Source organism: Shewanella hafniensis (assembly GCF_019655335.1).
Classification (GTDB): domain Bacteria; phylum Pseudomonadota; class Gammaproteobacteria; order Enterobacterales; family Shewanellaceae; genus Shewanella; species Shewanella hafniensis.
Genome location: NZ_BPFD01000005.1, coordinates 55,334 through 76,224 on the forward strand (window position 1 = coordinate 55,334; position 20,891 = coordinate 76,224).

22 protein-coding genes are annotated in these 20,891 nt (G+C 46.6%); 9 read left to right on the forward strand and 13 right to left on the reverse strand.

What is annotated here, in order from left to right:
* Positions 1-173: 173 nt before the first annotated feature.
* The 5 genes from hypB (at position 174) to hypA (ending at position 3,793) form a co-directional block, all read left to right on the forward strand.
* Complete coding sequence (hypB, locus tag K5Q99_RS02880; RefSeq protein ID WP_220775989.1) at positions 174-983, forward strand: hydrogenase nickel incorporation protein HypB; 810 nt, start codon at positions 174-176, stop codon at positions 981-983.
* Complete coding sequence (locus K5Q99_RS02885) at positions 983-1,228, forward strand: HypC/HybG/HupF family hydrogenase formation chaperone (protein ID WP_220775990.1); 246 nt, start codon at positions 983-985, stop codon at positions 1,226-1,228. Before hypB ends, K5Q99_RS02885 begins: the two co-directional genes overlap by 1 nt.
* Positions 1,229-1,291: 63 nt before the next feature.
* Positions 1,292-2,431: a hydrogenase formation protein HypD gene (hypD, locus tag K5Q99_RS02890; protein WP_220775991.1), complete on the forward strand. Its 1,140-nt coding sequence runs from the start codon at positions 1,292-1,294 to the stop codon at positions 2,429-2,431.
* A complete protein-coding gene (hypE, locus tag K5Q99_RS02895) occupies positions 2,424-3,440 on the forward strand; it encodes a hydrogenase expression/formation protein HypE (RefSeq protein WP_220775992.1) in 1,017 nt (338 codons plus the stop codon). Before hypD ends, hypE begins: the two co-directional genes overlap by 8 nt.
* The gene (hypA, locus tag K5Q99_RS02900; RefSeq protein ID WP_220775993.1) at positions 3,440-3,793 is read left to right on the forward strand and encodes a hydrogenase maturation nickel metallochaperone HypA; all 354 of its coding nucleotides are present in this window, start codon (positions 3,440-3,442) and stop codon (positions 3,791-3,793) included. Before hypE ends, hypA begins: the two co-directional genes overlap by 1 nt.
* A gap of 157 nt (positions 3,794-3,950) precedes the next feature.
* Here hypA and lpxM read toward each other — a convergent pair whose 3' ends face one another.
* The 4 genes from lpxM to pheS all read right to left on the reverse strand — a co-directional run bounded on the left by lpxM (position 3,951) and on the right by pheS (position 8,680).
* Entirely contained in the window at positions 3,951-4,889 is a 939-nt protein-coding gene (gene lpxM / locus K5Q99_RS02905) for a lauroyl-Kdo(2)-lipid IV(A) myristoyltransferase (protein ID WP_220775994.1), read from the reverse strand.
* A gap of 104 nt (positions 4,890-4,993) precedes the next feature.
* On the reverse strand, positions 4,994-5,290 hold the full coding sequence (gene ihfA, locus K5Q99_RS02910) for an integration host factor subunit alpha (protein WP_006081370.1): 297 nt from the start codon (positions 5,288-5,290) through the stop codon (positions 4,994-4,996).
* Positions 5,291-5,293: 3 nt separating this feature from the next.
* Positions 5,294-7,681, reverse strand: a complete 2,388-nt coding sequence (gene pheT / locus K5Q99_RS02915; protein WP_220775995.1) for a phenylalanine--tRNA ligase subunit beta — start codon at positions 7,679-7,681, stop codon at positions 5,294-5,296.
* Positions 7,682-7,696: 15 nt separating this feature from the next.
* Positions 7,697-8,680, reverse strand: a complete 984-nt coding sequence (pheS, locus tag K5Q99_RS02920; RefSeq protein WP_006081368.1) for a phenylalanine--tRNA ligase subunit alpha — start codon at positions 8,678-8,680, stop codon at positions 7,697-7,699.
* Between the two features lie 469 nt (positions 8,681-9,149).
* Between pheS and K5Q99_RS02925 the strand changes: the two genes are divergently transcribed.
* The gene (locus K5Q99_RS02925) at positions 9,150-10,670 is read left to right on the forward strand and encodes a methyl-accepting chemotaxis protein (RefSeq protein ID WP_220775996.1); all 1,521 of its coding nucleotides are present in this window, start codon (positions 9,150-9,152) and stop codon (positions 10,668-10,670) included.
* Between the two features lie 174 nt (positions 10,671-10,844).
* On the opposite strand, the gene K5Q99_RS02930 is transcribed toward K5Q99_RS02925, so the two are convergent.
* From K5Q99_RS02930 to K5Q99_RS02940, 3 genes are read right to left on the reverse strand one after another with little or no spacing between them, the layout of a single operon-like run.
* Positions 10,845-11,285, reverse strand: coding sequence for a YcgN family cysteine cluster protein (locus K5Q99_RS02930; RefSeq protein WP_107947205.1), 441 nt, complete (start codon positions 11,283-11,285; stop codon positions 10,845-10,847).
* 52 nt (positions 11,286-11,337) lie between these two features.
* Positions 11,338-12,450 carry a lytic murein transglycosylase gene (locus K5Q99_RS02935; protein ID WP_220775997.1) on the reverse strand — a complete coding sequence of 371 codons (1,113 nt, stop codon included), beginning with the start codon at positions 12,448-12,450 and terminating at the stop codon, positions 11,338-11,340.
* A 30-nt stretch (positions 12,451-12,480) separates the two neighbouring features.
* Positions 12,481-12,759, reverse strand: coding sequence for a YcgL domain-containing protein (locus K5Q99_RS02940; protein WP_106650328.1), 279 nt, complete (start codon positions 12,757-12,759; stop codon positions 12,481-12,483).
* Between the two features lie 123 nt (positions 12,760-12,882).
* Between K5Q99_RS02940 and minC the strand changes: the two genes are divergently transcribed.
* The 3 genes from minC to minE are packed head-to-tail and all read left to right on the forward strand — an operon-like array spanning position 12,883 to position 14,645.
* Positions 12,883-13,548, forward strand: coding sequence for a septum site-determining protein MinC (minC, locus tag K5Q99_RS02945; RefSeq protein ID WP_220775998.1), 666 nt, complete (start codon positions 12,883-12,885; stop codon positions 13,546-13,548).
* A 27-nt stretch (positions 13,549-13,575) separates the two neighbouring features.
* Positions 13,576-14,385 (forward strand): septum site-determining protein MinD, encoded by an 810-nt coding sequence (gene minD, locus K5Q99_RS02950; protein WP_006086391.1) that lies wholly within the window; start codon positions 13,576-13,578, stop codon positions 14,383-14,385.
* Positions 14,386-14,387: 2 nt separating this feature from the next.
* Positions 14,388-14,645, forward strand: a complete 258-nt coding sequence (gene minE / locus K5Q99_RS02955; RefSeq protein ID WP_028760193.1) for a cell division topological specificity factor MinE — start codon at positions 14,388-14,390, stop codon at positions 14,643-14,645.
* A gap of 138 nt (positions 14,646-14,783) precedes the next feature.
* Here minE and rnd read toward each other — a convergent pair whose 3' ends face one another.
* From rnd to K5Q99_RS02985, 6 genes are all read right to left on the reverse strand, one after another.
* On the reverse strand, positions 14,784-15,893 hold the full coding sequence (gene rnd, locus K5Q99_RS02960; protein WP_115334811.1) for a ribonuclease D: 1,110 nt from the start codon (positions 15,891-15,893) through the stop codon (positions 14,784-14,786).
* Positions 15,894-15,963: 70 nt separating this feature from the next.
* A complete protein-coding gene (gene fadD / locus K5Q99_RS02965; protein WP_106650325.1) occupies positions 15,964-17,637 on the reverse strand; it encodes a long-chain-fatty-acid--CoA ligase FadD in 1,674 nt (557 codons plus the stop codon).
* Between the two features lie 201 nt (positions 17,638-17,838).
* Positions 17,839-18,705 carry an alpha/beta fold hydrolase gene (locus K5Q99_RS02970; protein ID WP_220775999.1) on the reverse strand — a complete coding sequence of 289 codons (867 nt, stop codon included), beginning with the start codon at positions 18,703-18,705 and terminating at the stop codon, positions 17,839-17,841.
* 21 nt (positions 18,706-18,726) lie between these two features.
* A complete protein-coding gene (locus tag K5Q99_RS02975) occupies positions 18,727-19,539 on the reverse strand; it encodes a class I SAM-dependent methyltransferase (protein ID WP_107947195.1) in 813 nt (270 codons plus the stop codon).
* A gap of 210 nt (positions 19,540-19,749) precedes the next feature.
* Positions 19,750-20,478 carry a M50 family metallopeptidase gene (locus K5Q99_RS02980; protein ID WP_220776000.1) on the reverse strand — a complete coding sequence of 243 codons (729 nt, stop codon included), beginning with the start codon at positions 20,476-20,478 and terminating at the stop codon, positions 19,750-19,752.
* A complete protein-coding gene (locus K5Q99_RS02985; RefSeq protein WP_107947193.1) occupies positions 20,471-20,785 on the reverse strand; it encodes a hypothetical protein in 315 nt (104 codons plus the stop codon). Before K5Q99_RS02985 ends, K5Q99_RS02980 begins: the two co-directional genes overlap by 8 nt.
* Positions 20,786-20,891: the final 106 nt, after the last annotated feature.

The window sequence follows — 20,891 nt, forward strand, 5'->3', positions numbered from 1 at the left end:
ACCCTTGATGTTCGCGCGGTCATTTTTTATCCCCATAAACCTGACGAACATCAAAGATCTGCAGCGCAATTTGTATCACACTCAACATTAGCGTAACCAAATTAACGATTCGTACATCAATCATTATTTGTCAGGCAAAGTCCTCGTACTCTGCCGATACAAGGAGAGGTAAAATGTGTAAAGACTGCGGCTGCTCCCTTACCCGCCACGACCATGATCATCTAGGCGCGCATGCCCATAGCCATGAGCATAGCCATGAGCATAGCCATGACCATTCACATACTCATGAGCATAGCCATCAAGAGTTACACACCAATCCTCAGTTAAACGATAAAAAAACCTTATCAGTCATCCACAAAATTTTAGATAAAAATGATATCGAAGCTGGACATAACCGCGCCCACTTTGAGACACATAACATCACGGCCTTCAACATCATGAGTAGCCCTGGCAGTGGCAAAACCACCCTATTAGAAAATCTCAAAGAATACACGCAGCTCAACTATGCGGTGATCGAGGGCGACTTAGAAACCTCACGCGATGCAGACCGCCTCCTCGCTAAAGGTATTACAGCCTATCAAATTCAAACGGGCAGTGCCTGTCACCTCGACGCCTTTATGGTGCACGGTGCACTGCATCATCTGCCACTTGAAGGGCTGGATATTTGTTTCGTTGAAAACGTCGGTAATCTTGTCTGCCCAGCCAGTTATGACGTAGGTACACACAAAAATATCGTGCTGCTATCAGTGCCTGAAGGCGATGATAAGATTGAGAAATATCCCGTGATGTTCCGCCGGGCCGATGTTGTGTTTATCACTAAGTGCGATCTACTGCCCTATTTTGATTTCAAGCTAGACGAAGCCAAAGCGCAGCTTAAAAAACTCAATCCAACAACTCAAATCATTGAAGTCTCAATTAAAGACGGCGACTCCATGCAGGCTGTGGCCGCTTGGCTTAAAGACAACATTCGAGGTGCACAATAATGTGCTTGTCCATACCTTCCCAAGTGGTGGCGGTCGATGTTGAGCGCCAGAGCGTCACAGTCGACACCTTAGGCGTGCGCCGCGATGTCAGCAGTCATTTGATGAATGAACCGCTGGAGATTGGCGACTATGTGCTGATCCATATTGGCTTTGTGATGAACAAAATCGATAAGGAAGATGCGCAGCAAAGCATTGACCTATACCAAGAAATCGTCACTAAACTCGAAAACGAAGCCATACACTGATCATCAACAATGCAAGATTGAGTAGCAAGGCACGCACCCTATCGAGTGCACCGAGGAAAGAGCATGCTTGAACTAAAACACCTCTATCAAAGCTTTCGCGATCCCCAAACGATTGCCAATTTAGCGCGGGAAATTGAGTTAACCGCTAAATTGGTTAAGCAACCAATCAATATAATGGAAGTCTGTGGCGGCCATACTCATACGATTATGAAATACGGCTTGCTAGACTTACTGCCTGATAATATTGAGTTTATCCATGGTCCAGGTTGTCCAGTGTGCATTATGCCGAAAGAGCGCATTGACCAAGCGGCGGCGCTGGCCTCCCAAGAAAATGTTATTCTTGTGACCCTGGGCGATATGATCCGTGTGCCCGGTTCTAAGGGTTCCTTAGCAAGTTTTAGGGCGAAAGGCTGCGATATTCGCCCAATTTACGATCCCTTAGATACGCTCAAAATTGCCCGCGACAATCCCGATAAAACCGTAGTGTTCTTTGCCATCGGCTTTGAAACCTCAACCCCAATGACAGCGATTTTATTGCAGCTGGCCGAACAAGAGAAACTCGAAAATCTGTTACTCCATATTAATCATGTATTAGTGCCACCCGCGATTGATGCCGTGATGCACGACCCGAAAGTCAGAGTGAATGCCTTTATTGGCCCCGCCCATGTGAGCGTGATCAGCGGCGCCAAAATCTATCGCAGCACAGTCGAAAACTATGGTACGCCCGTGGTCGTCGCAGGATTTGAACCCGTCGATGTGATGGAGTCTATTTTACGAATTGTGCGCCAAAAAGCCGCAGGCAAAGCGGAGCTCGATATCCAATACAGCCGCGCGGTATCGGAAGACGGCAACCTCACGGCGCAGGCCAAAGTGAATCAATTTTTTAATGTCAGAGCGCAATTTCGCTGGCGTGGCCTTGGCCCTATCCCCAATTCAGCGCTGCAGCTTAAACCCGAATATGCCCACAGGGACGCCGAACTGCACTTTAAAGATCGCCTACCCGTGAAGGAAATTGACGATCACAAAGCCTGCCAGTGCGGCGATATTCTTCGCGGACTGGCTAAACCAAAGGACTGTAAAGTTTTTGGCCGCGGCTGCAATCCCGAAACGCCACTAGGCAGCTGCATGGTCAGCTCCGAAGGTGCTTGCAATGCCTACTACCGCTATCAAGGTATCGATATCAAGGAACCACATCATGGTTGATACGTTAAAAGATAAATCCATTCAACTCAGCCACGGCGGTGGCGGCAAAGAAATGAATAAACTGATCCGCGATCTGTTTTTTGTCGAGTTTGATAACCCAATCCTTCGCAGCGAAGAAGACGCCGCAAAACTCGATTTGCACGGTGCCAACGCTTTTACTACTGACTCTTTCACCGTCTCACCTTTATTTTTTGCCGGCGGCGATATCGGCAAACTCGCCATCGCAGGCACAGTCAACGATCTCGCTATGATGGGCGCAGAGCCTCAATATTTGAGTTGTAGCGTGATTATCGAAGAAGGCTTTTCTATCAAGGACTTAACGAGGATTGTCCGCAGCATGGCAAAAGAGCTCAAACAAAGTGGTGCACGGATTGTCTGCGGCGACACTAAAGTCGTACCCAAGGGCTGCGCCGATGGTTTATTTATTAATACCTCAGGCATTGGTCGCATCTTGCGTCCGAATATCTCAGCGGCAAACATTGCAGTGGGCGATGCCATTATTGTTTCCCGTGATATTGGTTGCCACGGCGCAGCGATTTTAATGGCGCGTGAAGGACTCACGCTCGAATCAGCATTACAAAGTGACTGCGCCACGCTCTGGCCGATAGTCGAGCAATTGATTGCCGCCAATATTCCCATTCATGCGATGCGAGATGCGACTCGCGGCGGCTTATCGGCAGTACTGAACGAATGGGCTATTGCCTCCAATGTTGGTATCACAGTGAATGAGGCCAGTATTCCCGTTAGCGATGAAGTCAAAGGTCTGTGCGAACTCTATGGTTTCGAAGCCATGGATCTTGCCAACGAAGGCACTTTCATCCTCGCCGTCCCCAACGACATCGCCTTAGGTGCGCTCGAAATCATGCAACGCTTTGGCCACTGTGAGCATGCAGCGATAATCGGCACTGTGAGTGATGAACTCGTGGGGAAAGTCGTGCTAAGAACGCCTTGGAATACCAAGCGTTATCTCGATCTTCCCCAAGGTGAACTGCTGCCAAGGATTTGCTGATGCACGAATATTCTATTGTGAGTGCCTTGATTGAGCAATGCGAGCAGCACGCGCAGGCTAATCATGCCGATAAAATCACCCGAGTGGATATCAAACTAGGCGTCATGAGCGGGGTTGAACCTAGCCTGCTACAAACGGCCTTCGATACGTTTAAGCTCGATGGGATTTGCAAAGAAGCCCTACTCAATATGCAAATTCAGCCGCTAGTGATACTTTGCCAAGACTGCCAGAGCGAATCCGTACTGAGTGAGCGCACCATCGTCTGCCCTGCGTGTCAAAGCTATCGCACCCGCGTACTCGATGGTGAAGATATGCTACTGATGCAACTTGAGATGGAACAAGATGAAGATTAAATCCTTCATTTGTAATCTGCATTGTTAACAACAGCAGAGTCGATAAAGATTTCAATCAATAAAGAGTTCTATCAGCAAGAATATTCCTCAAAAAAATGGCTTTGAGCAATCAGCGCTCAAAGCCATTTTAAACCACACTATTTTCAGTCACGCTACATCAGCTGTAGATAGAAGCTTCACCCTCTGGGCGCGTTTTGAGCACCCGCAGAAACCACATATACTGCTCTGGATAAGCTAAGATAACTTGCTCGACCACTTTGTTCAGTGCCAACGCCTCGTTTTCTTTGCCTACCATTTCTTCAGGCGCAACGGCCGTCATCACAGTAAGATCAAACTGACGTGTAGCTTGGTTGTAGCCAATCTTTACTGGCAACACTTGGGCATTCCCCGCCTGCGCTAAACGCCCAACGACAGGCAGCGTTGCTTTCACTGTGCCTAAAAAAGGTGCAAACACGCTTTGTTCAGGACCTAAGTCTTCATCGGGGAGATAAAAGAAACTGTTACCGCGCTTAAGCTCAGCCAATAGTGCCCTAATGCCCGCCTCGCGCATATACACATGGCCACCACAGCTGCTGCGCACACGATTACTAAACCAATTGAATAAGCCATTTTTATGGGCTTTGGCCATAGTCACCATAGGCAACTCAAGGTTAAGGCGTAAACCAGCATAATCGATTGGCCACACATGGGGCATGATAAAAATGATCGGTTGCCCTGCAGCCTGCGCTTTAGTCACATGCTCAAAGCCGATTAAATTAACTCGACGACGTAAATGCGCTTTTGAGCGCACCAGCAATTCGCCCTGAGCTAACAAGACCAAAACGAAGTTTTGTACGTTCTCGCGGATTAACACTTCAATCTCGGCGGCAGATTGTTCAGGAAAGCACGCCTTTAAATTGGCTCTCGCAACGCTAATGGGCTTTTTGGCAATTGGCATCACTATTTTTGCCAATAATCTTGCAATAGGATCACGCAGCCATGCGGCCATGAGTCCGAAAATTACTAATAGACCAATCACTAACCAAGTGGCCCAGTATCTAGGGTGTAATAAGGCGAGTTTAAAACGACGGTCAAAATGTTTGGGCTGTCTTGACAAAGAATTCACCTCAGACAGTGGATAAAAACAATGGAGATATTGCACGAAAAAATAAACAGGAAAGCCACTCTCTAAGGAGTGGCTTTCCCATCAAACAAACGAAATTACTTACCCGTGTTTGCTGCTTCTACACGAGTTTTCAGCTTTTGGCCGGGACGGAAAGTCACGACACGACGAGCAGAAATTGGAATATCTTCGCCTGTTTTTGGGTTCCTTCCCGGTCTTTGATTCTTGTCCCTAAGGTCAAAGTTGCCAAAGCCAGATAACTTGACCTGCTCACCACTTTCAAGTGCGCCCCGAATCTCTTCAAAGAACGACTCAACCATCTCTTTGGCGACACGTTTGTTCATTCCGAGTGTTTCAAAAAGATGTTCTGCCATTTCGGCTTTGGTAAGTGCCATACTTTAATCCCTCAACGATGCGTTGAACTCGGACTTAAGGGCAGAAACGACTGAACCAACGGTCTCAGCAATCTCTTTTTCCTCAAGCGTACGAGTAGTGTCTTGTAATGTAAGTGCTATCGCCAGGCTCTTCTTGCCGGGTTCAACACCTTTACCTAAGTATACATCGAACAAGTTTATGCCAACCAACTGATTTTCGCCAACTTTTCTTATCAATTTCATTACATCACCTGCAGATACACTCTCATCTACTACGACTGCGATGTCACGACGATTAGCTGGAAACTTAGATACAGCTTGGGCTAGCGGCAAACTGGTATGCAATAAAGCATCCAATTCCAACTCAAAAACGATGGTTTTACCATTGAGTCCAAAAGGCTTCTCCAAACTAGGATGGATTGCACCTATATGACCGATCACTCGATCATTTCTCAATATTTCAGCACATTGCCCCGGATGGAGAGCAGAATGCGTCGCTCCTCTAAAGCTAAATTCTGATGCGGAAACTGTCAAGCCGATAATTGCTTCTAAATCACCTTTAAGGTCGAAAAAATCAACAGTTTTCGATTCCATAGCCCAATGTTCATCATTTTGGAGCCCAGTAATGACACAAGCGAGCATTGCTTGCTGTCTTACACCGGATTCTGCATTGATATCAGGAACAAAGCGCAGGCCAGTTTCAAAAAGTCTCACGCGACTCTGTTGACGACTTTGGTTGTAGCCAACGGCGGCCAATAAACCGGTGAACATTGACAGGCGCATGGCCGACATTTCACTGGAAATTGGGTTTGGTAACACCATAGCGTCTAAACCAGGATGAACCAGATTTTGCAGTTTTGGATCGACAAAGCTGTAGGTTACCGCTTCTTGGAAACCACGAGCGACCAATAAGGCACGCACGCGTTTTAGGCTTAAGTCAGATTCTTTATGATCTGACATACGCAGCGCAGCAACAGGCGCCGTATTCGGGATATTGTTATAACCGTAAATACGGGCCACTTCTTCGATCAAATCTTCTTCAATCGCCATATCAAAACGATAAGTCGCGGTAGTGACCTGCCAACTATCTTGGCCCACAACCACACTGAAGCCGAGACGTTGTAGAATTTCGACCACATCTGTGTCTGGTACATGGTGGCCTAAAATTCGATCTAACTTGCTACGACGTAAAACGATTTGTGCAGGTTTGGGTAAATCAGCCTCTGATTTAGCCTCAACTACAGGGCCAGCTTCACCACCACAGATATCCAGTACTAAACGGGTAGCACGGTCGATAACCTTGTGTTGCATCTCAGGGTCAACACCACGCTCAAAGCGGTGTGATGAATCTGTGTGCAAACCTAAACGACGTGACTTACCCATAATGGCAAGCGGCGCGAAGAAGGCACATTCAAGCAGTATGTCTTGGGTCGTGTCGCTCACGCCTGAGTATTCGCCGCCAAACACACCAGCAAGGGCTAATGGACGCAAATCATCGGCGATCACTAAGGTATCGCTTGGGATGGTCACTTCGCTGCCATCAAGCAGGGTGATTTTCTCTTCGCCAGTGCCTAAACGCACTTGGATATCGCCCGTTAATTTGGCCAGATCGAAAGCGTGCATAGGTTGACCGAATTCAATCAACACAAAGTTAGTGATGTCTACGATAGGATCGATAGAGCGAATACCGCTTCGACGCAGTTTTTCCTGCATCCATAATGGCGTAGGCGCTTTAACATTGACGTTTTTAACCACACGGCCTAAGTAACGTGGACACGCTGCAGGCGCGTTAACGTTAATCGTGACCTGTGCATCTGTCGTTGGCGTAACGGCTTGCCACTGTGGCTCAACCACTGTTTGGCGGTTTAACACGCCCACTTCACGGGCAAGACCTGCCATACCTAAGCAATCGGCACGGTTAGCCGTTAAATCCACATCGATAACGGCATCATTAAGTTGCAGATAGTCGCGGATGTCAGTGCCTAATGGCGTGTCCAATGGCAATTCGATAATGCCATCGCTTTCGACGTTAATGCCAAGCTCGCTGTACGAGCACAACATGCCTTCTGATGGCATGCCACGCAGCTTGGCTTTCTTGATTTTGAAATCGCCAGGTAATACGGCGCCAACCATAGCCACGGCCACTTTAAGACCCTGACGGCAGTTTGGTGCACCGCAGACGATATCGATAAGTTCACTACCACCAACGTTGATTTTGGTCACGCGCAGTTTATCGGCATCGGGATGCTGACCACACTCAACCACTTCACCAATCACTACACCGCTAAAATCGGCAGCTACGGCTTCAACGTCATCGACTTCGAGACCGGCCATAGTGATCTGGTGGGATAATGCTTCACGGCTGACTGAAGGGTTTACCCATTCACGAAGCCAAGATTCGCTAAATTTCATGCTATTACAGCTCCGTTATTTAAATTGCTTCAGGAAACGTAGGTCGTTTTCGAAAAACGCACGTAAATCGTTTACGCCGTAACGCAACATAGTTAAGCGCTCGACACCCATACCAAAAGCAAAACCAGAGTATTTTTCTGGATCTATGCCAACGCTGCGCAGCACATTCGGATGTACCATACCGCAGCCAAGCACTTCTAGCCATTTACCATTTTTGCCCATCACGTCCACTTCCGCTGAAGGTTCAGTGAATGGGAAGTAAGATGGACGGAAACGCACTTGCAGATCTTCTTCGAAGAAGTTACGCAGGAAGTCATGCAAAATGCCCTTCAATTCGGCAAAGTTAACATGTTCATCCACGAGCAAACCTTCCACTTGGTGGAACATTGGCGTGTGCGTTTGGTCGTAATCGTTACGATAAACACGACCCGGTGAAATAATGCGTAAGGGTGGCTTTTCAGTTTCCATAGTACGGATTTGCACGCCCGACGTTTGGGTACGCAGCATCAGTTTAGGATTGAAATAAAAGGTATCATGATCAGCACGCGCAGGGTGGTGTTCAGAGATATTCAGCGCATCGAAATTGTGGAAATCATCTTCAATTTCAGGCCCTTGCTTTACCGAGAACCCTAATTCCCCGAAAAAGGTTTCGATACGTTCAATGGTACGCGTCACTGGATGTAAGCCACCGATCTCTTGGGTACGGCCTGGCAAAGTCACATCAATCTTTTCAGCGATTAATTTGGCTTCCAGTTCCGAACTCTTCAGACCATCGATGCGCTCAGTTAATTTTTGTTGAATCGCCTGTTTAGCATCATTGACCGCTTGGCCAAAGGCTGGCTTTTCTTCAGGGCTTAAGCTACCCATCATTTTCATCATGTCGGTGATTTTACCTTTCTTACCCAGGTAATCGACACGGATATCATCCAGTGCTTTTAGATCACTGGCCTGGTCAATAATGACTAAGGCTTGTTCTACGATCTCAGTTAACTGCTGCATTTTCTCTTCCACTGCATAGTCGCGCTTGATAAACAAGTGCTATGGGCGCCAAACTTTCAGGCTATTTGGGTGCTCAGGTTATCGGGCGTTAATGCCAGACGCTTTGCTAGCTATAACGAAATAAAAGGATAGAAATTTTACGCGAGCGAGCGGCATATTACTAGGGCTTATTGGGGGTTTTTATCATGCAAATTCATGTGTTACCCCAGTTCAGAGCCTGAGTTTTGCTCAAGGTGAAATCTAAACCTCGATTCTGACCGAAACAAGTTCCGCGTTCAGCCACTAGCAGCATTTGTAACTAAACTGTAAACTCACACCCGTACCCTGCCAAAATTGCAGCAAATAACACAATAACGACTGCAATTAGACTACATTAACGATATAAGCTTTTACAAAACAGAAAACTATAAAGTCTATGGCAAACTAACCGATATACATTCGGTTCACAGCCCATTTTATCGAGGCACTCATGAAAGAAGTAAAGTTTCGCTGGATAGATCAATATCTTATCCATATGACCTTAAAAACTAAATTCGCAATTCTCTCTATCGTTCCTATGCTAATGATTGTTGGACTGGCGATTTTTCTTGATAACCAATCCCAGCAAACCTTAGTCCAAGGACAACTCAACGGTCTGCAAAATGCTTCACAACAAATCAACCAAGTCACGGGCACCTTATATAACAAACTCCCAGAGCAAGAACGCCAAGCTATCCTTAGCCAGTTAAGCCGCGACATCAAAGGCAATGTCAGCATTATTTCGGTGAATGAGGCCGACAGTAAAGCGCAATCCATCGCTCGCAGCGGTGGCGGTATTGATAATAGCGGTAAGCTACCTAGAGCTGTGAGTGGCGTTAACGATCAAAACCTGATCACGATTATTCCCTTAGACAGCAAAGAAATTGATGCCCTGCTCGCCAAAGATAACCTGCTGGTTTACGGCCTGATGGCGGCGCTTCTATTTGTGTTGTTTTTATTTAGCTACTACATTTCGACCTTCGTGGGCGGCGCACTTTATACCACAGTGATGGCATTAAAACGGGCCGCATCGGGCGATTTAACTGGGCGTTTAAACTTCTTCGAAGTCAAAGATGAGTTCAGTATCTTAGCCATCAGCATAGATACCTTAGTTGAACGTCAACATACCTTAGTAAAGCAAATCGCAGAATCGACAACAAAAATCCGTGAGGTAGTCTCCTCGTTTCGTAGCACAGCGCAGCAAGGTCAATCCTTGGCGGTAAACCAGAGACAACATCTGGACTCCTTAGCGACGGCAATGGAAGAAATGACTGCCGCAGTGAAAGAAGTTGCCCGCAATGCCGAACAATCCTCAGCTGAAACCCAAGAAGCCAATCAACAGGTTAGCGCGGGCGGGAAAGATATTGAAACCACAGTCAAAGCTATTGACGTGTTATCGGATGAAATCTCCGCGGCCTCAAATGCGGTGGGCGTTCTCAATGACAACGCCAGTAAAATTGATGAAGTGGTATCAACTATTAATGCGATTTCCCAGCAAACCAACCTACTCGCCCTCAACGCAGCGATTGAAGCGGCACGCGCCGGTGAACAAGGCCGTGGTTTTGCCGTGGTCGCCGATGAGGTACGTACCTTAGCGGGCCGCACTCAGGCCGCGACGGTTGAGATCAAAACCATGATCGAATCACTGCAGTCGGGTACGCGCAATCTAACCCAAGTGATGTCGCGTACTGTGAATCAAGCCGATGAAGGTAAACAACACGTACTGCAAACGGGTAAAGACTTAGAGTTTATCGCCCACCACAGCAACAAAGTGTTTGAAATGAGTGTGCTAATTGCCACCTCGGCCGAAGAGCAATCGGCAGTGGCCAACGAGATTGCGACTAACCTGATGGAAATTCGCAACCAGTCCCACGATGTGGAGCAATCAGCGAACCAGTCGGTTTCAGGTTGTGATGAGCTGCAAGCAACAGCTGGGCAACTGGATCAATTGATGGTGGGATTAAAAATCTAGCCAAAGGTTATTTAACGAAGTTTAAATTCACTTAACACCCAAAATGCACAAGGGAGCGATAATCGCTCCCTTGTTGTTTTCATTCTGACGGTCACTTTCCAATCAACAAGTGTCGTTTCAATTAATAAGTTAATTTTCAATCGATAACGCTACGGCAAAATGAATTCACGTCTGTTAATCCACATCTTTAAGTGGCCATAGCACGATATGATCTTCAATATCCTTCACGCGTCTTTCATCGACCACTTTGCCTTGGATCGACATGCCCGCTAAATGCATCGCCTCTTTAGAACCAGTCAGCAGCGGATGCCAGCTCGGTAGCTCGCGCCCTGCCGCTAAACGGCGATAGGCGCAGCTGTCAGGCAGCCAAGTTAACTCATGGATATTATCAATCGTGATCACAGTACATTGTGGCACATGGGTGAAACGGTCAGTGTAATGCTGGCAGCCCGCCGTTTGATGATCGAGCAAAAGGCAGGCTGCATTGGTGTAATACAAGTCTTCGGTTTCATCATCTATTAACTTGTTTAAACAACATTTACCACAACCGTCACAGAGGGATTCCCACTCGGTTGTGCTCATCTGCGCTAATGTTTTGCTCTGCCAAAATGCCATGATTAACTGTTTCTTCTCAATAAAAAGCCCGCTTAATGCGGGCTATTTTACACTAGTTTATCGGCGGATACTTTATTCTCTCGGACAGATGCGCGACAGAAATCCCGCAATAATCGGTATTCTGCCAGTGCATTAAGGCGCGGTAATTGCCATAAACGAGGTATTTTCGACCGGTAACACCATCGGGCATGATTAGCGAGGCGTTGATGTCTTCGCGGGACGGCAAATCGGTATGATCAAACTTGCGAATACCGAGATTTTGCCACTGGGCTAAAGACTGGGGTTTATCTAATCCAGCAAGTGCCAAATCAAGCGCTGCGGGCACTTGTACTTGTCGCCCCCAAGTATCATCGCCATTCCAACCGAGTTGCTGTAGTAAATACGCCGCGGAGGCAAACGCATCTTGTGTGTTGTGCCAAATGTCTTTCTTTCCGTCACCATCGCCGTCCTGCCCGTAGGCAAGATAATCCGTAGGCATCAGCTGCGTTTGCCCCATAGCGCCATTCCAACGGCTTTTAAGATCTTGAAAACCCATATGTTCTTTTTCCATTATGCGAAGCGCAGCCACAAACTCTTTTTTGAAGAAGGCTTCGCGCTCGCCGCCAAAGGCCAGTGAAGCAGTCACAGATAGCACAGGATAATCCCCAGATGCTTCACCAAAGTCTGAAACAAGCCCCCAGAGCGCAACTAAGAAGCGTGGCTGAACTGAGTATTGGCTGGCGATGGCATTGAGTTGTTGTTCATGCTCTTTAAACAGCACAAGGGCGGTGTCAACTTTCCACTCGGGCACAGTGTCGGCGAGATAAGTATCGAGGTTGTGAGTTTTGTCAGTTTGGGAACTGTCTGTCGCGCGGGCTTTTTTGAAGAGTTTGATCTGGGGAAAGGCTATATCTAAGGTGGTTTGGCTGATGCCTTGGAGACTAGCTTCTTGCTTTAATTGAATTAAATAATCACTAAAGCTGATTTTCTCGTCTAGTTGCTGCGCCATGGCAGGCAAACTGCACGCACTCATCCAAATAATGAAACAGACAAATGCCCTGATGGCAGCGAAGATATATGCGGCGAGTCGATAAAGCTTATTCAGATAAAGCCCAAAGTGACAAATCTTAACCGGGAAAGCATTGGTTTGATAAGCTTGGGTTAGATAAGCACGGTATCGATGCATATACCTTCCTGTTATTGTTATGCTATTGGCTTAATCTTTGATCCCAAGACTGAGTTTATGCTCTGCCAATAAATTCACCTGTGGAGGCGGAATTTGTAAATAAAAGCCGTTTTCTTCCATCGCAGCTCTCACCTTTTTAATATCTGCCATACCTAACGCGTCACGTTTAGCGATAGGAAACACCATCACCAGTTTTGGCACGCCGAACATTTCCATCAAAGGCGCAGGAACATCGTCAAAACAATCTCTTTTCTTCACAAATAAATAAGTATCAGCCTTTCGGCTACTTTTATAAACGGCACATAGCATAAGAGTACAAATATCCAATAGTTCAAACTTGCCAGTCAATGGGGCACACTATAACATGGTCGCCTAGTAATTTAATTGTAAAATCAGCGAACCGACTGATGATTTCTGGAGAATAGTGCCGGGATGTCAAAACCTAGCTTAGAGTTAAAAGGCGCTTCTTTTACTCTTTCAGTGCTTCATATTAATAGCAGCGATTTACAAACTGTCATGACTGAATTAGACAGTAAGTTGGCACAAGCCCCACAGTTTTTTCTGGGTGCTCCTTTAGTTGTCAATCTGAGTGCGATCCAACACGACAGCTTAAATTTAAGTGCGTTAAAGGATCTGCTGATCTCACGTCAATTAGTGATTGTTGGCATAACGGGCGCGACAACCGTACTCAGTAAACAGGCCAAAGACTTAGGCCTTGCCATAGTTAAAGCCGGAAAACAGAGCAGTACGCCACCGCCAGCACCTCGCCAAACTAAAATAGTGAAGCAAAATATTCGTTCAGGGCAACAAGTCTACGCAAAAAATGGTGATTTAATCATATTTGGTGCGGTAGGCAATGGCGCAGAAGTCATCGCAGATGGTAGCATTCATATCTATGGCGCATTACGAGGGAAAGCCATGGCAGGCGCGGCGGGCGATACCAGCGCCGTCATCATAGCCCACTCTCTGGAAGCCGAACTCGTTTCAATAGCAGGGCAATATTGGCTCGCTGAAAATCTACAACAACATAGCTCAGATAAAAGTGGCTGCATTCGCCTAAACGGTGAGTCACTTATGGTTGAATCATTGCCCCTCTAAATGGCAGAACAAAGGATAGAGAGAAACATGGCACAAATTATTGTTGTCACTTCAGGTAAAGGCGGCGTAGGTAAAACCACATCGAGTGCTGCAATTGCGACTGGTCTTGCCATGCAAGGACACAAGACAGTCGTTATCGATTTCGATATTGGTTTACGGAATTTAGACTTGATCATGGGTTGTGAGCGTCGTGTTGTTTATGACTTCGTTAATGTGATCAATGGTGAAGCCAATTTAAATCAAGCGCTGATCAAAGATAAACGCTGCGACAAGTTATTCGTTTTACCCGCTTCACAGACCCGTGATAAAGATGCGCTGACCAAAGAAGGCGTTGGCCGTGTTCTAGACGATTTAGCCAAAGACTTTGAGTTTATTCTGTGTGATTCTCCCGCTGGGATTGAGCAAGGCGCTATGATGGCACTGTATTTTGCCGATATCGCCATTGTGACCACTAACCCAGAAGTCAGTTCAGTACGCGACTCAGACCGTATTTTAGGGATGCTGCAGAGCAAATCACGCCGCGCCGAGCTAAACCTTGAGCCAATCAAAGAATACTTACTGCTGACTCGCTATTCACCGAGCCGTGTAAAATCGGGCGAAATGTTGAGTGTTGATGATGTTCAAGAAATTCTGGCCATTGAGTTACTCGGCGTGATCCCTGAGTCACAATCGGTACTGAAAGCCTCTAACTCAGGCGTGCCTGTGATTATCGATCAAGAAAGTGATGCAGGTTTAGCCTACAGTGACACAGTTGCACGTTTACTGGGCGAAGATGTCCCAGTACGCTTTATTACGGAAGAAAAGAAAGGTTTCTTACAACGGATATTTGGTAGCTAATTATGTCTTTACTCGACTATTTCAAAAGCAAGAAAAAGCCTAGCACTGCGGTAATGGCTAAAGAGCGCCTACAGATCATTGTGGCTCATCAACGTGGACAAAGGGACACTCCCGATTATTTCCCACAGATGAAACAAGAGATCATTGCCGTTATTCGCAAATATGTGCCGATTTCTGATGATCAAGTTTCTGTGCAGTTAGATCAAAACGACGCCAACCTGTCGGTACTCGAGCTTAACGTCACTTTGCCTGACAGATAAGTCGATTACGCAAAAAGCGTCATCTTCTGAAGAAGATGACGCTTTTTGTTGACTGTTTTTCGGCTATCGGTAAGTTTCAAATACTGCGCATAAAGTACAAGACTTCACGCGCAAGATTTAAATACTAGATTAAAAGCCTTAGACCTCAAGTTTAGCTAGGGACTCAGCGGCAATCTCGCCTCGCCATCCGCATAACACCGCGGGTAAATCCCCTTGTTGCTTATCCCAACGCCATTGCAAAAACTCATGGATATGACGTTTAGAGCCGAGCATTTCCTGTGGCACATCATGCTGTTCGCACAACTCAACTAAACAGCTTTTAATCGCCTTAAAGGCCGATTTGTAACCCGACTTCAACGCCAACACATCCACTAACTCGGGTAAATTGACTAAATCAGCGGTTTGCAGCACACGTAATAAGTCTTTGCCGTGAATACGTTTTTCTTGCTCAGTCAAATCATTGAGCTTAAACAAGTCAGCCGAGGATTTAGGTTGCTTCTTCGCTAATGCGATAAGACCATGATCTTTGACCACAAAACCTAAGGCGAGATCACGCACTAACGCTTTTTCAAGACGCCACTTGGCAAGCACTTTAAGGTAAGCCAATTGAATTTCTGTCAATTGGAAAGCATTTTTCACTTTCAAATAGGCTGTATCGAGATCAGGATCGGCAAGCCTGCCCTGAGTCATCCTCTCCCCTTCCTCGTATAACCAAGCTAAACGCCCTTGGGCGCTGAGTTTTGCTTCAAGTTGAGGATAGAGCTGATACAAATAAAGGACGTCATTAGCGGCGTAGCTTAACTGGGCTTCCGTTAACGGGCGGCGGATCCAATCTGTACGCGACTCACCTTTATCGATCACTTCACCCAGGCAAGTTTCAACTAACTTGGCATAACCTACACCGTGGCCCATACCACACAAAGAGGCGGCAATTTGGCTATCAAACAAAGGCGTAGGCTGACATTTGCCATAGTGGGCAAACACTTCTAAGTCTTCACTGCAGGAATGCACTAGCTTAACGATATTCGGGTCCGATAACAGCGCCCAAAACTGGGCTAAATCAGGTAAAGCCACAGGATCAATCAAAGCTAAGGTTTTACCATCATAGGCTTGGATCAAACCTAACTTGGCATAATAAGTACGAGTACGAACAAACTCGGTATCTAACACGAGTATCTTACTCTGTTTATATTGGGCAACGAGGGCATTAAGGCTTGCTTCATCACTCACATATTGAAACGCTGACAAATTCTTCTCCAGATCCTGTGGGTCAATCACAGTCCATAAAAACAAAAGCCGGCAAATGCCGGCTTCAATCTTACGCTCGCTTAGCTTCGTCTCTAAGCTCTCGTCGCAAGATCTTACCCACGTTGGTTTTAGGTAACTCGTCCCTAAATTCTACCAGCTTCGGTACTTTATATCCCGTTAAATGAATACGGCAGTGCTTAATGATGTCTTCAGCGGTTAAAGATTTATCTTTTGCCACCACAAATACCTTCACTAACTCACCACTGGCGTCGTTTGGCACCCCAACGGCAGCCACTTCAATCACTTTAGGATGCAGTGCAACCACTTCTTCGACTTCGTTAGGGAATACGTTAAAGCCTGAAACTAAGATCATGTCTTTCTTACGATCGACAATATAGAAGAACCCTTTCTCATCCATGTAACCAATATCGCCCGTGGCTAACCAGCCGTCGGTATCGATCACTTTGGCGGTTTCTTCAGGACGCTGCCAATAGCCTTTCATCACTTGCGGGCCTTTACCAAACAGCTCGCCAGTTTCGCCTTGGGCTAATACCTTGCCGTCATCATTACGGATTTGAATGAGTGTCGAAGGTGCAGGGAAACCGATTGAACCGTTATAACCGTCTAAGTTATATGGACAACAGGTTAATAAGGGTGAGGCTTCCGTCAGACCATAACCTTCAAGTAAACGGGTTTTAGTAATCGATTGCCATTTATCCGCCACAGCTTTTTGTACCGCCATGCCGCCACCGATAGAGAGTTTTAAGCGCGAGAAGTCCAACTGGGAAAAATCATCACTGTTCACTAACGCGTTAAATAAGGTATTTACCCCAGTTAATGCGGTGAAAGGATACTTTTTCAACTCAGCCACAAATCCTGGGATATCGCGAGGATTGGTGATGAGTAAGTTCTGGCTGCCTTTGTGCAAAAACAGCAGGCAATTCACGGTCAAGGCGAAGATGTGATACAGCGGCAAAGCCGTTACCACAAACTCGCTGCCATCGTTTAAGGCGGGCGAATAAGCACCATCGGCCTGCAATACGTTGGCGACAATATTGCCATGGGTCAACATAGCACCTTTAGAGACCCCAGTGGTGCCACCTGTGTATTGTAAAAACGCTAAATCGTCGTTAGTGACGTCAGGTTTAATGTATTGCATGCGACGACCGGTTGATAAGGTGTCGCGCATTGATAATGCGTGGGGTAAATCATATTTTGGCACTAACTTCTTAATGTACTTCACCACAAAGTTCACTAAGGTGCGTTTGGGTGCGCTTAATTGATCACCCAAACGGGTAATGATGACGCTTTCAACGGGCGTTTGTTCGACCACTTCTTCTAAGGTGCGGGCGAAGTTTGACACGACAACGATGGCTTTGGCGCCCGAGTCAATCAACTGATGTTTGAGTTCGCGCGGGGTATATAGCGGGTTAACGTTAACGACCACCATACCGGCACGTAATACCCCAAACAGCGCAATCGGGTATTGCAGCAGGTTTGGCATCATCAGGGCGACACGATCACCCTTTTCAAGCTTTAATTCATTTTGTAGATACGCGGCGAATGCACGGCTGCGTTCTTCCAATTTACGGTAGGTTAGCGTGGCACCCATGTTGATAAATGCAGGTTGGTCTTCATACTTAGCCACCGCTGTTTCGAACATATCAACAAGCGATGAGTACTGCTCCACATTAATTTCAGCAGGCACATCTTTTGGCAAATGATTAATCCAAGGCTGATCCACTACTCTCTCCTAAATCCCCACAACTGCGGAAACAATATCCATACAAGCGTCAAGACTCGATAAATACCGAGTTAAAATACCGGCTTACATTTTATAGTTATTGATTGACTCGTCATAAATCATACGAGCGTTTTAATTTTGATCATCATCACATAAAAAAAACAAAAAACCTAGCGTCTTTTTTAGGGCAGTAAAAGCACCCTATTTAACGAATTCGCGGATCAAGCGCGCGACACCTTCGGCATTGTCCATGTGCACATGGTGATCGCCCTCTATTATGTGTTCAGACAAGTGTTTGAACCAGGTTCGCGCCTTAGGTATGGCGGTCTGCAACTGACTAAATCCCTGTTTGCCACACACTAATAAGGTTTCAATATTGATGTCCTGCATTAATGCATCAACTTGAGCGAAGGTTAGCCTTTGGGGTGAATCTAATCTCAATCGAGGATCACTGCGCCAACCTATGCCCTCACCTTCGGGCTGCATATTACGCTCGAGCAATAGCCGACACCAAGGTTCGGCAAGTCCTGTTAAATGCGCCCTCGCCCGCACTGCAGTCTCTATGCTGTCGTAAATTTTTGCCTGCCCATGCTTCTGAGTTAAATACTTCTCGTGTTGATAGAAGCTTTTCCTTAGTCGTGCTTTCGCCTGCGTTGGCGATTCAGATAAGGGACTTAACGCTTCAATCAATACCAGCTTGTTGACCTTTTCAGGGAAGGTCGCCGTATATGCAGAGGCAATAATGCCACCGAGCGAATGCCCCACCATGGCCACAGGCTTTTGCGGTAATGCCGTTAATAGCGCATCCAAATCATACAAATAATCAATCCAATGCAGCGGATAATGCCCCGGCCTGTGCGCCGAAAAGCCATGTCCAGGCCAATCAATCGCGAGCACTTGATAATCGAGTAAATGCGCAGCTAAGGGTTCAAAACTGTTGGCATTATCTAACCAGCCATGTAAGGCCAGCAGTAAAGGTTTGTCCTTCGCCCCCCATAATCGGCCTGCGACCTTAATATGAGGTAATGCAAATTCGATTTGATTTTTGGGGGCGAGAGATTGCCACATAATGCCTCTGATGTCAGGTAATTAAGATGATTTTTTGACAAATTTGAGTGTCATACGATCACTTTCACCGATCGCTTGGTATTTTTCTTTATCGGTATCACCCAAGGCAAAAGAGGGCGGTAGCGTCCAAACACCTTTGGCGTAATCCTTAGTATCTTTGGAGTTGGCATTGATTTCTGCGCTTTCTACTAAGGTAAAACCGGCTTTTTTGGCTAGAGCAACCATAGCCGCTTGGTCCATATAGCCAGTGCTGAAGTTCATTCCTTCGTTGGCTCTATGCTCTACCACGCCAAAGATACCGCCGTCTTTCAACACTTTATAAGATGCGGCAAACACGTTTTCCAACTGATCTGTCGATGCCCAGTTATGAAGATTACGGAAGGTTAATACCAGATCAGCACTGCCGTCAGCGCCTAAATCCATTTTTTGTGGAGGATCGAAGGTAACAATCTTTGCATTGCCCATGACGTCTTTATTGGCCGTCATCCACGCAGCATACTTAGTGCCAGCGTTGGCGCGATAACGATTTCCGGGCGTGTCTGTCGCAGGAGCCGTTTCGAAACTGGCTGCGATATATTGGCCCTCTTTAGCAAGATAAGGCCCTAATATTTCACTGTACCAGCCATTACCCGGCCAGAGTTCAATCACAGTCTGTGTTGGGGTAATGCCAAAAAAAGTTAAGGTTTCAGCGGGATGACGATAAACGTCGCGACTGGCATTTTTAGCCTGACGAAAATCGCTTTTTAAGACTTTATCTAAGCTTTCATCGGCATAGGTAACACTCGAACATAAACCAGCAAGCAGCAGACTGGCAACTAAGGTGACTTTTTTCATTGTAATTCTCCATGGATACCGAAGGCTTAACCTAGCAGCCAATGGCCAAAAATCCAAGGAATAGAAGTCGGAAAACTAAGCTTTAGGCGACATAAGTGGTTATAGCTCAAAGTGATGAGTCAATTCACCTTTATCTAACCAACACAGCGCAAAGCGGAAAAACGTCTAGAGGAAACACAATACAATTGAGGTACTAAATGACCTTTAGGATTAACGACTCGCAGCGTTATCGACACGGCGCCACGCAAAATACAAAGCGCATGCACTGGTTAATAACCATAGTCCCACCCAAATCCACGCGGGGATCCAAGAACGCTCGGCCAACATCACCGCATCACCTTGGCCATCAAGCCCGAGCAACACAGTTGGACTTGCCAGCGCATTAAGCATGATCATCAAGCCGATAATACGCAAAAACTGGGTCAACATTTTGTTTTGACTGAGTTTAAGCGGTAACAACAAAATAATAGTCAGCACGGCTAGAATCGCTAAAGTGAGGATATCTCGGCCCCAGAGCAAGCCGCTTAGCACCACTAAGGCGCCCAGCAAGGCAAAGCTCACGCGGATCCCCTTTGGCCAAGTCGCGAGCAAGTAGATTAAATATCCCCAACAGGCCGCGCCAAAATACCCAGCAAAGCCAATCAACATAGGCGAGCCGCCTTGGCTAAAACAAAAGCCTGCGCCGTTAGGAAACAATTGAATATGGCTGACCACGCCCGAACTTAATATCGTCGCAATGCCGTGGGACAATTCGTGGAAATAGCTTTCAAGCCATTTAAACGGCACGCTTAAATAGGGAATGCGAGTGATGAGTAACGCCACCACCAGCTCGATGATAAACAAGCCACGGCTTGGCACACCGCTGGCGGCTAAACCCGTTAACTTAGATGAGGAAAATGGCGAGGTAGAACCGGAAGGTATTTTTTGCTGTTCAAGCATACAAGTCCACGCCAACCATTTGCTGAATTTCATCGCGTTTGGCGGCATGTTGGGTTTGTAAATATTGGGCAATCGCCCCCTGATGACCACGCGTATCTTGTTCATACTCGAGGTGCGCACCAAGCTTTGACTGTAAATTTCCCGCTGCGTTTTTACCTTTAGGCTGTGTTTCTAAACTGAGGGCTTCGACGGCATCTTGCTCAATCACTGGGCGTGACGATTCAGGCGCGGTTAGCCCCTGAGCGATAGCGGGTCTATTACTCGCTACGGCATTCGTCAAACTCATTTGATTTACATTAACTTGCATCAAGAAGCCTTAAGTTTGCACTATCCATCGTTAAGCCATTCCTCGTAAAGAATGCTTAGCAGTAATTGCCTGAGATTCTATCGCAGATACTCAGGCAAAGAACAGC